Source organism: Marinobacter sp. 2_MG-2023, assembly GCF_030546935.1.
In the GTDB taxonomy this organism is placed as follows: domain Bacteria; phylum Pseudomonadota; class Gammaproteobacteria; order Pseudomonadales; family Oleiphilaceae; genus Marinobacter.
Window position 1 is genome coordinate 1 of record NZ_JAUOPH010000010.1, and the last position, 15,554, is coordinate 15,554.

Here is a 15,554-nt window from a genome sequence, read left to right on the forward strand (position 1 = left end):
AGATGGTCTGCGCTTCGCGATTCGTGAAGGCGGCCGTACCGTTGGTGCCGGTGTGGTAGCGAAGATTATCGAGTAATTTGCTCGATAGAAAGTGCACTGAGTAGTTTCGGTGCAGGCCAGTAGCTCAATTGGCAGAGCAGCGGTCTCCAAAACCGCAGGTTGGGGGTTCGATTCCCTCCTGGCCTGCCATTTTTTAACATCCGGATACATAAGTTGATTCCCATGGAGTCAAAAGCCGTTCAGTCAAACAGTCGTTTCGACCTAGTGAAGTGGCTGGTTGTTTTTGTGCTGATTGCCGTTGGTGTAGTTGGTAATCAGTATTTTAGCGCCGAATCTTTGCTGTATAGGGTTCTGGCTCTCGTTGGTCTTGCTATTGTTGCGGCTTTGGTTGCACTGCAGACTTCGCGTGGGCAGCGTTTTGCGACCTTGCTTAAAGAAGCGCGCGTTGAGATCCGGAAAGTGGTATGGCCCACCAGGCCAGAGCTGGTTCAGACTACGGTTATCGTTGTAGTTTTTGTGCTGGTTGTGTCCCTGTTGTTGTGGGGTATGGATTCTATAATTAGTTGGCTGGTCGCCGGTTTTATCGGCTAACAGGAGTGGGCAATGGCTAAGCGCTGGTACGTGGTTCATGCGTATTCTGGCTACGAAAAGCATGTAATGCGCACTCTGGCGGAGCGCGTTGCGCTTGCGGGCATGGAGGACAGGTTCGGTGAGATCCTTGTTCCTACCGAAGAAGTCGTCGAAATGCGTGACGGGAAAAAGCGCAAGAGTGAGCGCAAGTTTTATCCTGGATACGTGCTTGTTCAGATGGAAATGGACGACGGCACCTGGCACCTTGTGAAGAACACCCCGAGAGTGCTTGGCTTTATTGGTGGAACAAAAGATAAGCCAGCTCCGATTACTGAGCGTGAGGCAGAAGGGATTTTGCGTCGCTTGGAGAGTGGCGTGGATAAGCCCAAGCCGAAAACGCTGTTCGAGCCAGGCGAGGTTGTTCGTGTTGTTGAAGGTCCATTTGCGGATTTCAATGGCGTGGTAGAAGAAGTTGATTACGACAAGAGTCGGGTCAAGGTTGCTGTTCTGATTTTCGGTCGCTCAACTCCCGTGGAGTTGGAGTTTGGTCAGGTCGAGAAAGACTGACCAGCGGCTTTTAACCGGAAGGCTCGCGCGCTCAGGCGTCGCGGGCTTTTTGTGTCTGCAACGGGGAGCCGAAAGGCGTTTGAACCCAAGGGAGTATTAGCATGGCTAAAAAGATAGAAGCATATATCAAGCTTCAGGTTGCTGCCGGTAAGGCCAACCCGAGCCCCCCCGTTGGCCCAGCTCTGGGTCAGCGCGGCGTTAACATCATGGAGTTCTGTAAGGCGTTCAATGCCCAGACCCAGGATATGGAAGCCGGCTTGCCGATTCCAACTGTTATCACAGTTTACAGTGATCGCAGCTTCACATTTATTACCAAGACTCCGCCGGCCCCTGTTCTTCTTCTGAAGGCTGCGGGCGTTAAGAGTGGTTCTGGTCGCCCGAATACCGAGAAAGTAGGCAAGGTAACTCGTGAGCAACTCGAAGAGATTGCCAAGGCCAAAGAGCCGGATTTGACTGCTGCTGATATGGACGCAGCGGTTCGTACCATTGCTGGAACTGCCCGCAGCATGGGCCTAACCGTGGAGGGCGTATAACATGTCAAAGATGAGCAAGCGTCAAAAGCTGATTCTTGAAAAGACAGACTCCACTCGCTCTTACTCCGTTGATGAAGCGGTTGCGTTGTTGGTTGAGCTTGGCCAGAGCGTCAAGTTCAAAGAGTCTCTGGATGTTGCAATCAACCTTGGTGTTGATGCGCGTAAATCTGACCAGGTAGTTCGTAGCAGTACTGTTCTGCCTCACGGCACTGGTAAAACCGTTCGCGTCGCCGTGTTTACTCAGGGCGCCAATGCCGAAAAAGCAACCGCTGCTGGTGCCGATATTGTCGGTATGGATGACCTGGCGGACGAAGTTAAGAAAGGCAACATGGATTTCGACGTGGTTATTGCCACTCCGGACGCCATGCGTGTTGTTGGTCAGCTGGGCCAGATCCTTGGCCCCCGTGGCCTTATGCCGAACCCGAAGGTGGGTACTGTGACGCCTGACGTTGAGACTGCGGTCAAAAACGCCAAGGCAGGTCAGGTTCGTTACCGCACCGACAAAAACGGCATTATCCATGCCCCGCTGGGTAACGTTGAGTTTTCTGCACAGAACATCAAGGAAAACCTTGAAGCTCTGGTGGCAGACCTGAAAAAGGCCAAGCCGTCGTCGGCGAAAGGTGTGTATCTGAAGAAGATCACCGTTTCCTCGACTATGGGTCCTGGCCTGACTATCGATCAGAGCGGTCTCGTTATTTGATCCTTTGATCGGTGGTTGCTTTGTAGTCTGGGCGGAAGCCAAGGCTGTCAAAGACCGCAGGCCCCCGAGGCGCTCCCGGTTTGACCGGAAGTGCTACAAGGGTTAAAGCAACGCCTGCGCAGACGGTGTGAAGACGTTCTCTCTGAACCCAAACACCGTTAAGGCGCCCGTCGGAAGCAGGTTGTAGTCGCTTCCAGGGCAATGATGGGTTTGCCGGGATACCCCCGGCGAAATCGAGGAGAAATCCAGTGGCAATTAGACTCGAAGACAAGAAAGCGATCGTCGCTGAAGTCAACGAGACTGCCGGTGGTGCTCTGTCTGTGGTTCTGGCTGACTACCGTGGTGTCACCTCTGGTGATATGACGGCTCTTCGTGCCAAAGCTCGTGCTGAGAATGTGCATCTCAAGGTTGTTCGTAACAACCTTGCCAAGATTGCTATTCGTGGCACCGAGTTTGAGTGCATCGATGAAGCCTTGGTCGGCCCGACAATTTTGGCATTCTCAATGGAAGATCCGGGAGCGGCAGCACGCCTGCTGAAGGATTTTGCAAAAGAGAAAGACGTATTCGAGATTAAAGGACTGGCAGTCGGCGGTGAGCTGATGGGCGCAGACCAGATCGATCGTCTTGCCAAGCTGCCAACACGTCACGAAGCGTTGACAATGCTGGCCGCTGTTACACAGGCACCAATCACCAAGCTGGCACGGACACTGAACGAAGTTCCTTCGAAAGTGACCCGCGCCGTAGCGGCAGTTCGCGACCAGAAGCAAGAAGCTGCTTGATTCTGTTGAACACCATTTTTATATTTTTGGGAGAAAGTCATGGCTCTGTCTAACGAAGACATTTTGAACGCAATTGCAGAAATGAGCGTTATGGACGTTGTAGCGCTGGTTGAAGCAATGGAAGAGAAATTCGGCGTATCTGCCGCTGCTGCTGTTGCTGCTGCTCCTGCAGCCGCCGGCGAAGCTGCTGCTGCCGAAGAAAAGACCGAATTTGACGTTGTTCTGACCGGTGTCGGTGAGAAGAAAGTTAACGTTATCAAGGCTGTTCGTGAACTGACCGGCCTGGGTCTGAAAGAAGCGAAAGAAATGGTTGATGGCGCGCCTACAACTGTTAAAGAAGGTGCGAGCAAAGACGACGCAGAAGCGGCCAAGACCAAGCTTGAGGAAGCAGGCGCTTCTGTTGAGCTTAAGTAAGAGTCGGCTGTTGATCGAAACTGCGCTTCAAGCGTAGACAGGCTGGTGGCTTTGTGCCACCGGCCTTTTTCTGTTGTATATGCTATAGAGTCTGGTGTGCACTTGCAGGTTGGTTTTCAAAGCCGCAAATAGCTGCCGGAGTCTTTGTTCAAGACGGCGCGATAAGCCGAGCAATTCGGCCCCGAAGCAAAACATTGGTTGCTTCTTGATACCAGGTATCAGGTCTAAAGCTGGGGAATGCAGATGACTTACTCCTATACTGAGAAAAAGCGGATTCGCAAAGATTTTAGTAAATTGCCTTCCGTTATGGATGTCCCCTATTTGCTGTCTATTCAGCTGGATTCATTCCGGGACTTCCTCCAAATGGAAGCCGCCCCTGGAGACCGTCGGGAAACCGGTCTTCACGCAGCATTCAAATCCGTATTCCCGATTGCCAGCTACTCTGGCAATGCGGCGCTCGAATACGTGAGCTACCGCATTGGTGAGCCGGTATTCGACGTCAAGGAATGCCAGCTTAGGGGCGTGACTTATGCGGCGCCGCTGAGAGTTAAAGTCCGTCTCATCATTTATGATAGAGAGTCGTCCAACAAGGCGATCAAGGACATCAAGGAACAAGAAGTCTACATGGGCGAAATGCCCCTGATGACCGAGAATGGTACCTTTGTTATTAACGGTACCGAGCGAGTTATTGTTTCCCAGCTCCACCGCTCTCCCGGTGTGTTCTTTGATCATGATAAAGGTAAGACCCATTCATCCGGCAAGCTGTTGTATTCGGCACGGGTGATTCCTTACCGTGGTTCGTGGCTCGATTTCGAGTTCGACCCTAAAGATTCCGTTTTCGTTCGTATTGACCGTCGACGCAAATTGCCGGCTTCAATTCTCCTGCGGGCGTTGGGTTACACCTCCGAGCAGATGCTGGAGATGTTCTTTGATACCAGTAAATTCACCCTGGGCGCGGAAACCTGCAAGCTTGAGTTGGTCCCAAGTCGTCTCCGTGGTGATATTGCAACATTCGATATCAAGGACAACGAAGGCAAGCTGATCGTTGAAGAAGGCCGGCGGATCACTGCTCGCCATATCAAACAGCTAGAAAAAGCCGGCATTAATGAGCTCGAGGTTCCTACCGAATATCTGTACGGCCGCGTCCTGGCCAAAGATATGATCGACCAGGCGACTGGCGAGGTTCTGGTAGAGTGCAATACCGAGCTCAGCGATGAAGTCGTAACCAAGATTCTGGATGCTGGTGTAACCGACATCGAAACGCTCTACACGAACGACCTGGATTGTGGTCCGTTCATGTCGGACACCCTGCGTATCGATCCGACCCGTAGTCCACTTGAAGCTCTGGTTGAAATCTACCGGATGATGCGTCCGGGAGAGCCACCAACAAAAGATTCAGCTGAGAACCTGTTCAACAATCTTTTCTTCTCTGAAGAGCGCTACGACCTGTCGGCTGTCGGTCGAATGAAGCTTAACCGTCGCCTGCGCCGCGAAGAAAGCACAGGCGAAGGTACGCTGACCCACGACGACATCATTGATGTTCTCAAGACTCTGATCGATATCCGTAACGGTCAGGGCAATGTGGATGACATTGATAACCTCGGCAACCGCCGCGTGCGTTGCGTGGGTGAGATGGCTGAAAACCAGTTCCGTGTAGGCCTGGTTCGTGTAGAGCGTGCGGTTCGTGAGCGCCTGAGCCTGGCCGAAAGTGAAGGCCTGATGCCTCAGGACCTGATTAATGCCAAGCCGGTTGCTGCTGCGGTTAAAGAGTTCTTTGGTTCGAGCCAGTTGTCCCAGTTCATGGATCAGAACAACCCGCTGTCCGAGGTGACTCACAAACGCCGTATTTCGGCACTTGGGCCAGGCGGCTTGACTCGTGAGCGCGCAGGCTTTGAGGTTCGTGACGTGCATCCGACGCATTACGGTCGTGTATGCCCGATCGAGACGCCGGAAGGACCAAACATCGGTCTGATCAACTCACTGGCGACCTACGCACGAGCCAACTCTTACGGCTTCCTTGAGAGCCCGTACAGAAAAGTGGTTGATGGCGTAGTAACCGATGAGCTGGTTTATTTGTCAGCGATCGAAGAAAGCACCTACGTAATCGCTCAGGCCAGTGCCGCGATGGACGATGGCAAGCGTCTGATGGACGAGCTGGTAACAGTGCGTCATCAGAACGAAACCACGGTCATGCCTCCTGAAAGTGTTAACTTCATGGACGTATCGCCGCGCCAGGTTGTATCTGTTGCTGCCTCGCTGATCCCGTTCCTGGAGCACGATGATGCTAACCGTGCCCTTATGGGTGCGAACATGCAGCGTCAGGCGGTGCCGACACTGCGCTCTCAGGTGCCTTTGGTAGGTACTGGTGTTGAGCGCACAGTAGCGCAGGATTCCGGCGTCTGTGTAACTGCCCGTCGCGGCGGTGTGATTGAAAGCGTTGATGCGGCACGTATTGTTGTTCGCGTGAATAACGAAGAAACCGAGGCAGGTGATGCCGGTGTGGATATCTACAACCTCACCAAGTACACCCGCTCGAACCAGAACACCTGTATCAACCAGCGCTCCATTGTGCGCCAGGGTGATGCCATTGCCCGCGGTGACGTGTTGGCAGACGGTCCTTCTGTGGACCTCGGTGAGCTGGCTCTGGGTCAGAATATGCGTATCGCATTCATGCCCTGGAACGGTTACAACTTTGAGGATTCCATCCTTATTTCCGAGAAGGTTGTTCAGGAAGATCGCCTGACCACTATCCACATTCAGGAACTGACCTGTGTGGCTCGTGATACCAAACTTGGCAGCGAAGAGATCACTGCGGACATTCCGAACGTTGGTGAGAGTGCGCTGGCCAAGCTGGATGAGTCCGGTATTGTTTATATCGGTGCTGAAGTAGGCCCTGGCGACATTCTGGTTGGTAAGGTGACGCCGAAAGGTGAAACCCAGCTGACACCGGAAGAGAAGCTTCTGAGGGCAATCTTCGGTGAGAAGGCGTCTGATGTAAAAGACACCTCCTCCCGTGTGCCGACAGGCACTCGCGGTACGGTTATTGATGTGCAGGTCTTTACCCGTGATGGTATCGAGAAAGATCAGCGCGCCCAGGCGATCGAGAAAGAGCAGCTGGATCAATACCGCAAAGACCTGAAAGACGAATATCGTATTGTTGAGGGCGCTACCTTTGAGCGTCTCCTCAATGCGTTGAAGGGTCAATCTGTGATCAGTGGTCCGGGCCTTAAGAAGGGTGCAAGCCTGGATGAAGGCTACCTGGCAGAGCTGCCACGCCCAGACTGGTTCAAGTTGCGCATGCAAGACGAAAGTCTGAATGAGTTGCTGGAGAAGTCGGAGCAAGGTCTTGAAGAGCGTAAGAAAGAGCACGAAGCGCGCTTTGACGACAAGAAAGGCAAGCTGCAGCAGGGCGACGATCTCGCGCCGGGTGTCCTGAAAATTGTGAAGGTCTACCTTGCCATCAAGCGTCGTATTCAGCCTGGTGACAAAATGGCCGGACGCCATGGTAACAAAGGTGTTATCTCTGCCGTTATGCCGATTGAGGATATGCCGTACGATGTGGATGGGCGCACTGTTGATATCGTCCTGAACCCTCTGGGTGTTCCTTCGCGGATGAACGTCGGTCAGGTGCTTGAGACCCATTTGGGTGCTGCAGCTAAAGGGCTTGGCGAGCGCATCGGCAAAATGCTTGACGAGCAACGCAAAATTGCGGAGCTGCGCAAGCTGCTTGATGAGATCTACAACCACTCTGACGAAGTGTTCAAGGTTGATCTGGATTCCCTGAGCGACAAAGAAATTCAGGAAATGTGCCACAACCTGCGTAGCGGTGTTCCTATGGCAACGCCGGTGTTCGACGGTGCTAAAGAAGCCGAGGTCAAGCACATGCTTGATCTGGCAGGGCTAAGCACGACCGGTCAGACCAAGCTCTATGATGGTCGTACTGGTGATGCCTTCGATCGTCCGGTCACTGTTGGGTATATGTATATCCTCAAGTTGAACCACTTGATCGATGACAAGATGCACGCACGTTCGACCGGCTCGTACAGTCTGGTCACTCAGCAGCCGCTGGGTGGTAAGGCTCAGTTCGGTGGTCAGCGCTTTGGTGAGATGGAAGTGTGGGCCCTTGAGGCTTACGGTGCAGCTTATACGCTGCAGGAAATGCTCACCGTTAAGTCTGATGACGTGAACGGCCGTACCAAGATGTACAAGAACATCGTCGATGGTGATCATCGGATGGAGCCCGGCATGCCGGAATCCTTCAACGTTCTTGTCAAGGAAATCCGTTCGTTGGGTATCGACATCGAGCTGGAATCTGAGTGAGCCGAATTGTTTTTGGCAGCGTGAGCGGGCACCTGGGGTGCCCGCCCGAGATTAACGCCATCCGGAGCTTTTACTGATGAAAGATTTGCTGAATCTTCTCAAGAGCCAGAACCAAAGTAAGGAATTTGACGCCATCCGTATTGGTTTGGCATCACCCGACATGATTCGTTCATGGTCCTTTGGTGAAGTTAAGAAGCCTGAGACTATTAACTACCGTACGTTCAAGCCAGAGCGTGACGGCTTGTTCTGCGCCAAGATCTTTGGCCCGATCAAGGACTACGAGTGCCTGTGCGGCAAGTATAAGCGCCTGAAGCACCGCGGTGTTATCTGTGAAAAGTGTGGCGTTGAAGTTGCACTGGCAAGCGTTCGCCGTGAGCGCATGGGGCATATTGAGCTGGCCAGCCCGGTCGCTCACATATGGTTCCTCAAGTCTTTGCCATCCCGTATCGGTTTGATGTTGGACATGACGCTGCGTGATATAGAGCGTGTTCTCTACTTCGAGTCCTTCATTGTGATTGACCCGGGTATGACAACGCTTGAACGTGGCCAGTTGCTGAACGATGAGCAGTATTACGAAGCTCTGGAAGAGTTTGGCGATGAGTTTGACGCCCGCATGGGTGCGGAAGCTGTGAAACAGCTGCTTGAAGATATTGATCTTCAGGAAGAAGTTGACGCTTTGCGCGAAGAAATTCCGCAGACCAACTCCGAAACCAAGATCAAGAAATTCAGCAAGCGCCTGAAAATTCTTGAGGCCTTCCTGTACTCCGGCAACAAGCCGGGTGACATGGTGATGACTGTACTTCCAGTTCTGCCACCGGATTTGCGTCCGCTGGTACCGCTGGATGGTGGTCGCTTTGCAACATCGGATCTGAACGACCTGTATCGCCGGGTAATCAACCGGAATAACCGCCTCAAGCGCCTGCTGGAACTGAACGCTCCAGACATTATCGTGCGTAACGAAAAGCGGATGCTTCAGGAAGCTGTAGATGCGTTGTTGGACAACGGCCGTCGCGGCCGTGCCATAACCGGCACCAACAAACGTCCCCTGAAGTCTCTGGCAGACATGATCAAGGGTAAGCAGGGTCGTTTCCGTCAAAACCTGCTCGGTAAGCGCGTTGACTACTCCGGTCGTTCCGTAATTGTTGTAGGCCCATACCTGCGCCTGCATCAGTGTGGTCTGCCTAAGAAAATGGCACTTGAGCTGTTCAAGCCGTTTATCTTTTCAAAGCTTGAGCATCGCGGCCTGGCTACCACTATTAAAGCCGCCAAGAAGATGGTTGAGCGCGAAGAGGGCGTCGTTTGGGATATCCTGGACGAGGTCATTCGTCAGCATCCGATCATGCTTAACCGTGCGCCGACACTTCACCGTCTGGGCATTCAGGCGTTTGAGCCAGTACTGATCGAAGGTAAGGCGATCCAGTTGCACCCATTGGTTTGTGCAGCCTACAACGCCGACTTCGACGGTGACCAGATGGCGGTACACGTGCCGTTGACTCTGGAAGCTCAGCTTGAAGCCCGTGCGCTGATGATGTCCACCAACAACATTCTGTCACCTGCGAATGGTGAGCCGATTATTGTTCCGTCCCAGGACGTTGTACTCGGCCTCTATTACATGACGCGTGAACGTAAAAGCGCGCTGGGTGAAGGCATGGTGTTTGCCGACATCAAAGAAGCTCACCGTGCATACGGTGCTGGCCAGGTAGACCTGCAGGCAATCGTCAAGGTGCGCGTGAAGGAAGTTGCCATTCTTGAAAATGGTGAGCGTACTGAAGAGTACAAGATCGTGGACACCACGGTCGGTCGTGCTCTGCTGTTTGATATCGTGCCGGATGGCCTTTCTTACGACCTGGTGAACAAGCCAATGGTCAAGAAGGCGATCTCCAACCTTATCAATATCTGCTATCGCGATGCCGGTCTCAAAGAGACGGTTATCTTTGCTGATCAGCTGATGTACACCGGCTACCAGTACGCGACTGTATCGGGCATTTCTATCGGCTTTAACGATTTTGAAATCCCGCCGGAAAAATATGAGTTGGTGGACGCTGCTTCCCAGGAAGTGAAGGACATCGAAACCCAGTATGCCTCCGGTCTGCTTACTCAGGGTGAGAAGTACAACAAGGTAATCGACATCTGGTCACGAGCCAACGACAAGGTCTCCAAGGCCATGATGGAGCGGTTGGCGAAGGAGCAGGTCATCGGCGCTGATGGTAAGCCCATCAAAGGTGAAGATGGCCAAGAGTTGATGCAGGAGTCTTTCAACTCTGTGTACATGATGGCGGACTCCGGCGCTCGGGGTTCTGCAGCCCAGATTCGTCAGTTGGCGGGTATGCGTGGCCTGATGGCCAAGCCGGATGGCTCCATCATCGAGACGCCGATTACAGCTAACTTCCGTGAAGGCCTGAACGTACTTCAGTACTTTATCTCGACTCACGGTGCTCGTAAGGGTCTGGCCGATACTGCCTTGAAGACCGCTAACTCCGGTTACCTGACTCGTCGCCTGGTCGACGTATCGCAAGATCTGGTTGTTACAGAGGAAGATTGCGGTACCGAAGAAGGTCTGCTGATGACGCCGCACATTGAAGGCGGTGACGTTGTTGTGCCACTGGGTGCTCGTGTGTTGGGTCGTGTTACTGCCCGGGATGCGTTTACACCGATCGATAAGGACAATGCCGTAGTTCCTGCTGGCACTTTGCTGGATGAGAAAGCGGTCGAAACACTGGAAGGTGCTGGTGTGGACGAGGTATGGGTGCGCTCTGCGATCACCTGTGAGACCCGTCATGGTATCTGCTCCAAGTGTTACGGTCGCGATCTCGCCCGTGGGCATCGTGTGAACGTAGGTGAAGCAGTGGGTGTTATTGCTGCTCAGTCCATAGGTGAGCCGGGAACCCAGCTTACCATGCGTACGTTCCACATTGGTGGTGCTGCGAGCCGGGCGTCTGCGGTGGACAATATTCAGGTCAAGCATGGTGGTACGGTTCGCCTGCACAACCTGAAGTCGCTTGAGAAAAAAGACGGCTCACTGGTTGTTATTTCCCGTTCATCTGCTCTGGCGATCGCCGACGATCAGGGGCGTGAGCGTGAATGGTATAAGCTTCCTTACGGCGCAGTGCTTTCTGTGAAGCACGGTGACAATGTTGAGGCGGGCGTTGTGGTTGCCAAGTGGGATCCACACACTCACCCGATCATCGCTGAAGCTGAAGGTACAGCCAAGTTCGTTAACATGGATCAGGGCATTACCGTTCGCACCCAGACCGACGAGCTCACCGGCCTGTCGACCATGGAAATTATCGATCCGAAAGAGCGCCCGGCGGCTGGTAAGGATATCCGCCCGGCAATTCAGATGGTTGATGAAGCGGGTAATGACGTTGATTTGCCTGGTGGTGGCGCGGCGATATTCTTCATGCCGGCCAATGCTCTGGTGACTATGGCCAATGGCGCACGTATTGAGCTGGGTGATGTGGTTGCTCGTATTCCCCAGGCCAGCTCTAAAACGCGTGACATCACTGGTGGTCTGCCACGGGTTGCCGATCTGTTCGAGGCGCGCCGACCTAAAGAGTCGTCTATCCTCGCTGAGATCAGCGGCATGATTTCGTTCGGTAAGGAAACCAAGGGCAAGAAGCGCCTGGTGATCACTCCGAAAGACGCAGATCCATACGAGGTGTTGATCCCCAAGCATCGCCAGATGAACGTATTTGAAGGCGAAACCGTTGAGAAGGGCGAGGTTATTTCAGATGGCCCGTCCAACCCGCACGACATTTTGCGTCTGCTGGGTGTGGTTGCGTTGGCTAAGTACATTACCAACGAAATCCAGGACGTTTACCGTTTGCAGGGCGTAGTAATCAACGATAAGCACATTGAAGTAATCGTGCGTCAGATGTTGCGCAAAGTTGAAATCACTGATCCGGGTGAGACTCAGCTGCTTTCTGGTGACTCGGTTGAGATCAATAACGTGCTTGAAGCCAACGAAGAAGCTAACGCAGCGGACAAAGAGCCAGCACGGTTTGATCGCCTGTTGCTGGGTATCACCAAGGCTTCTCTGGCAACTGAGTCGTTCATTTCTGCGGCTTCGTTCCAGGAAACGACACGGGTTCTTACCGAAGGCGCGGTTACAGGTAAGCGCGATTATCTGCGCGGTCTGAAGGAAAACGTGGTGGTTGGTCGTCTGATCCCGGCGGGAACAGGCCTGGCCTATCACGCCGAGCGTCGACGCAAGCGCGAACTGGAAGAGCAGGGCGTTACTGCGGCTGATGTGGAAGAAGCTCTGAGCGCCGAACTCAACCGCGGAAGTTGAGCCAGGCAGACCATCTCCGTGTAGTTACTTACGCGGAGGTGGTTAAAAAGAGATCAGTCATCTTGACTGACAGGGGGCGCGGGCTTAAACTTGCGTCCCTTAAATTTTACCCCCTTCACTGGGGGTAAGTTTCATTGATATGGTTTTTTGGAGTTTGCTTACATGGCAACGATTAATCAGTTGGTGCGTAAGCCTCGTAAGCGCAAGGTAGCCAAGAGCGATGTTCCTGCTCTTCAGGCCTGTCCTCAGCGCCGTGGTGTTTGCACTCGTGTATACACCACAACGCCGAAGAAGCCGAACTCAGCACTGCGTAAAGTGTGTCGTGTTCGTCTGACCAACGGCTTCGAGGTTTCCTCATACATTGGTGGTGAAGGTCACAACCTTCAGGAGCACAGTGTTGTGCTTATCCGTGGCGGTCGAGTAAAAGACCTTCCGGGTGTGCGCTATCACACTGTTCGCGGAACACTGGACACCCAGGGTGTACAGAGCCGTAAGCAGGGTCGCTCCAAGTACGGTACTAAACGTCCCAAATCCTGATATCCCTAGTGGGTGTCTTTTATCGTTGCTTGTCAGAACGGTAAGAGTAAGGCTGAGTGGCGAAAGGCCATCTCAGGGGTTCCTGAAGACCTTTTAAATAGATAAGGGCTTATCGATGCCTAGAAGAAGAGTTGCAGCTAAACGGGAAATTATCCCGGATCCGAAGTTCGGTAGTGCGCGTCTTGCCAAGTTCATCAACCATGTGATGGAAAGCGGCAAGAAAGCGGTTGCAGAGCGTATTGTTTACGGTGCTCTGACAATTGTTGCCGAGAAGTCCAAGGAAGAGCCGATCGACATGTTCGAAAAGGCCCTGGAGAACATCCAGCCGATGGTCGAGGTTAAGTCCCGTCGTGTGGGTGGTGCTACTTACCAGGTGCCCGTAGAAGTACGGCCTTCCCGTCAGAACGCGCTGGCTATGCGCTGGCTCGTGGAATTTTCACGGAAGCGCGGTGAGAAGTCTATGGCGCAGCGTCTGGCCGGTGAAATTCTTGACGCCGCTGACAGCAAAGGCGCCGCTGTTAAGAAGCGTGAAGACGTACACCGCATGGCAGAAGCCAACAAGGCGTTCTCTCACTTCCGTTTCTAAACAGTCGAGGTTTACACAGTGGCACGTAAAACGCCGATTAAACGTTACAGAAACATTGGTATCTGTGCGCACGTTGATGCGGGCAAAACCACAACGACTGAGCGTATTCTTTATTACACTGGTCGTAGCCATAAAATGGGTGAGACCCACGATGGCGCATCTACCACTGACTGGATGGAGCAAGAGCAGGAGCGTGGTATTACCATCACCTCTGCCGCTGTTACTACCTTCTGGCAGGGCATGGACAAGCAGTTCGACGAGCATCGTATCAACGTAATCGATACCCCGGGACACGTTGACTTCACCATTGAAGTTGAGCGTTCCTTGCGGGTTCTCGATGGTGCAGTTGTTGTATTCTGCGCGTCCTCGGGTGTTGAGCCGCAGTCTGAGACCGTATGGCGTCAGGCTAACAAGTATGAAGTTCCGCGCATGGTGTTCGTCAACAAGATGGATCGCGCCGGTGCAGACTTCCTGCGTGTGGTCAATCAGATCAAGAGTCGTCTGGGCGCTACCCCGGTACCGCTTCAGCTGCCGATTGGTGCAGAGGATCAGTTTGAAGGTGTAGTAGATCTGCTGCGCATGAAAGCGATCCACTGGAGCAACGACGATATGGGTATGACCTACGAGTTGGGTGATATTCCTGCCGATATGGCAGACGAAGTTGCTAAGTACCGGGAGCAGTTGGTAGAAGCTGCTGCGGAAGCCAACGAAGAGTACATGGAAAAGTATCTCGAAGAAGGTGAGCTCAGCATTGAGGAAATCAAGAAGGGCTTGCGTTCACGTACTATCGCCAACGAGATAGTTCTCGCAACTTGCGGTTCCGCTTTCAAGAACAAGGGTGTTCAGGCTGTTCTTGATGCTGTTATCGAATACTTGCCTGCTCCGGATGAAGTAAAAGCGATCCGTGGTGAAGTAGACGAGGACGGCACAGAAGAGACTCGTCCTGTTGATGACAAGGCTCCGTTTGCTGCGCTGGCATTCAAGATCGCTACTGATCCGTTTGTTGGGTCTCTGACGTTCTTCCGGGTTTACTCGGGTACGCTGGAATCTGGTAACGCAGTATATAACTCGGTTAAAGGTAAAAAAGAGCGTGTGGGCCGTATGGTTCAGATGCACGCTAACGACCGGGAAGAGATCAAGGAAGTTCTGGCTGGCGATATTGCTGCGGCGATCGGTCTTAAGAACGTCACCACTGGTGACACCTTGTGCGATGAAAATAACAAGATCATCCTGGAGCGTATGGAGTTTCCGGAGCCGGTAATCTCGGTTGCGGTAGAGCCCAAGTCCAAGGCTGATCAGGAAAAGATGGGTGTTGCTCTGGGTAAGCTTGCTCAGGAAGATCCGTCATTCCGTGTACGTACAGACGAAGAGACCGGTCAGACGATTATCTCTGGCATGGGCGAGCTTCACCTGGATATTCTTGTTGACCGTATGCGTCGCGAGTTCAAGGTTGAGGCTAATATCGGTAAGCCGCAAGTTGCTTATCGTGAGTGTATTCGTAAGTCTGTAGACGTTGAAGGTAAGTTTGTTCGTCAGTCTGGTGGTCGTGGTCAGTATGGTCACGTAAAAGTCAGAATCGATCCTCTGCCGTTGGACGAGGAAGATGCTGAGAACTTTATCTTCGTGAACGAGATCGTTGGTGGTGCTGTTCCCAAGGAATACATCCCGGCGGTTCAGCAGGGTATCTCGGAGCAGATGCAGAATGGCTGTCTGGCCGGCTATCCGCTGCTGGGTATCAAGGCAACCTTGTACGATGGTTCATACCACGACGTGGACTCCAACGAAATGGCGTTCAAGATCGCGGGTTCCATGGCGATGAAGAAAGGCGCTTTGGAAGCGAACCCGGCTCTGCTTGAGCCGATGATGAAGGTTGAGGTTGTAACGCCTGAAGACTATATGGGTGACGTGGTCGGTGATTTGAACCGTCGTCGTGGCCTGATTCAGGGTATGGATGACGGCGTTGCGGGCAAGATTGTTCGTGCTGAGGTTCCGTTGTCGGAAATGTTTGGTTATGCGACCGACCTGCGCTCTGCGACCCAGGGTCGTGCGTCATACGCGATGGAGTTTGCGCGTTATTCGGAAGCACCAAACAACATTGCCGAAGCAATTATTAAAAAGGGTTGATGCCCAGGACTTAAGTAACAGGAAGAGGTGTAACTGTGTCTAAATCTAAATTTGAGCGTAATAAGCCGCACTTGAACGTGGGCACTATTGGTCACGTAGACCATGGTAAGACGACTCTGACCGCTGCTCTGAC

General features: G+C 53.0%; 12 protein-coding genes, 1 tRNA gene and 1 pseudogene. All 14 read left to right on the plus strand.

Annotation, left to right across the window (positions count from 1 at the left end; all coding sequences use genetic code 11):
- Nucleotides 1–76, plus strand: a pseudogene (locus tag Q4501_RS18245) (elongation factor Tu); the annotation flags it as partial.
- A 37-nt stretch (nucleotides 77–113) separates the two neighbouring features.
- Nucleotides 114–189: transfer RNA gene (locus Q4501_RS18250), tRNA-Trp, on the plus strand.
- A gap of 33 nt (nucleotides 190–222) precedes the next feature.
- A complete protein-coding gene (secE, locus tag Q4501_RS18255) occupies nucleotides 223–591 on the plus strand; it encodes a preprotein translocase subunit SecE (protein ID WP_303597695.1) in 369 nt (122 codons plus the stop codon).
- A 12-nt stretch (nucleotides 592–603) separates the two neighbouring features.
- The gene (nusG, locus tag Q4501_RS18260; protein ID WP_303597696.1) at nucleotides 604–1,137 is read left to right on the plus strand and encodes a transcription termination/antitermination protein NusG; all 534 of its coding nucleotides are present in this window, start codon (nucleotides 604–606) and stop codon (nucleotides 1,135–1,137) included.
- A gap of 101 nt (nucleotides 1,138–1,238) precedes the next feature.
- A complete protein-coding gene (gene rplK, locus Q4501_RS18265) occupies nucleotides 1,239–1,670 on the plus strand; it encodes a 50S ribosomal protein L11 (RefSeq protein WP_303597697.1) in 432 nt (143 codons plus the stop codon).
- Nucleotide 1,671: 1 nt separating this feature from the next.
- Nucleotides 1,672–2,370 carry a 50S ribosomal protein L1 gene (gene rplA, locus Q4501_RS18270; RefSeq protein ID WP_303597698.1) on the plus strand — a complete coding sequence of 233 codons (699 nt, stop codon included), beginning with the start codon at nucleotides 1,672–1,674 and terminating at the stop codon, nucleotides 2,368–2,370.
- Between the two features lie 248 nt (nucleotides 2,371–2,618).
- Nucleotides 2,619–3,149, plus strand: a complete 531-nt coding sequence (gene rplJ, locus Q4501_RS18275) for a 50S ribosomal protein L10 (protein WP_303597699.1) — start codon at nucleotides 2,619–2,621, stop codon at nucleotides 3,147–3,149.
- Nucleotides 3,150–3,188: 39 nt separating this feature from the next.
- Nucleotides 3,189–3,563: a 50S ribosomal protein L7/L12 gene (gene rplL, locus Q4501_RS18280; RefSeq protein ID WP_303597700.1), complete on the plus strand. Its 375-nt coding sequence runs from the start codon at nucleotides 3,189–3,191 to the stop codon at nucleotides 3,561–3,563.
- A gap of 243 nt (nucleotides 3,564–3,806) precedes the next feature.
- On the plus strand, nucleotides 3,807–7,883 hold the full coding sequence (rpoB, locus tag Q4501_RS18285) for a DNA-directed RNA polymerase subunit beta (RefSeq protein WP_303597701.1): 4,077 nt from the start codon (nucleotides 3,807–3,809) through the stop codon (nucleotides 7,881–7,883).
- 76 nt (nucleotides 7,884–7,959) lie between these two features.
- Entirely contained in the window at nucleotides 7,960–12,174 is a 4,215-nt protein-coding gene (rpoC, locus tag Q4501_RS18290) for a DNA-directed RNA polymerase subunit beta' (protein WP_303597702.1), read from the plus strand.
- Between the two features lie 162 nt (nucleotides 12,175–12,336).
- A complete protein-coding gene (rpsL, locus tag Q4501_RS18295) occupies nucleotides 12,337–12,711 on the plus strand; it encodes a 30S ribosomal protein S12 (RefSeq protein WP_044387678.1) in 375 nt (124 codons plus the stop codon).
- Between the two features lie 115 nt (nucleotides 12,712–12,826).
- Nucleotides 12,827–13,297, plus strand: a complete 471-nt coding sequence (gene rpsG, locus Q4501_RS18300) for a 30S ribosomal protein S7 (RefSeq protein WP_303597703.1) — start codon at nucleotides 12,827–12,829, stop codon at nucleotides 13,295–13,297.
- A gap of 18 nt (nucleotides 13,298–13,315) precedes the next feature.
- A complete protein-coding gene (gene fusA / locus Q4501_RS18305; RefSeq protein ID WP_303597704.1) occupies nucleotides 13,316–15,421 on the plus strand; it encodes an elongation factor G in 2,106 nt (701 codons plus the stop codon).
- A 35-nt stretch (nucleotides 15,422–15,456) separates the two neighbouring features.
- The coding region (locus tag Q4501_RS18310) for a GTP-binding protein (protein ID WP_303597705.1) at nucleotides 15,457–15,554 on the plus strand (98 nt) is incomplete at its 3' end.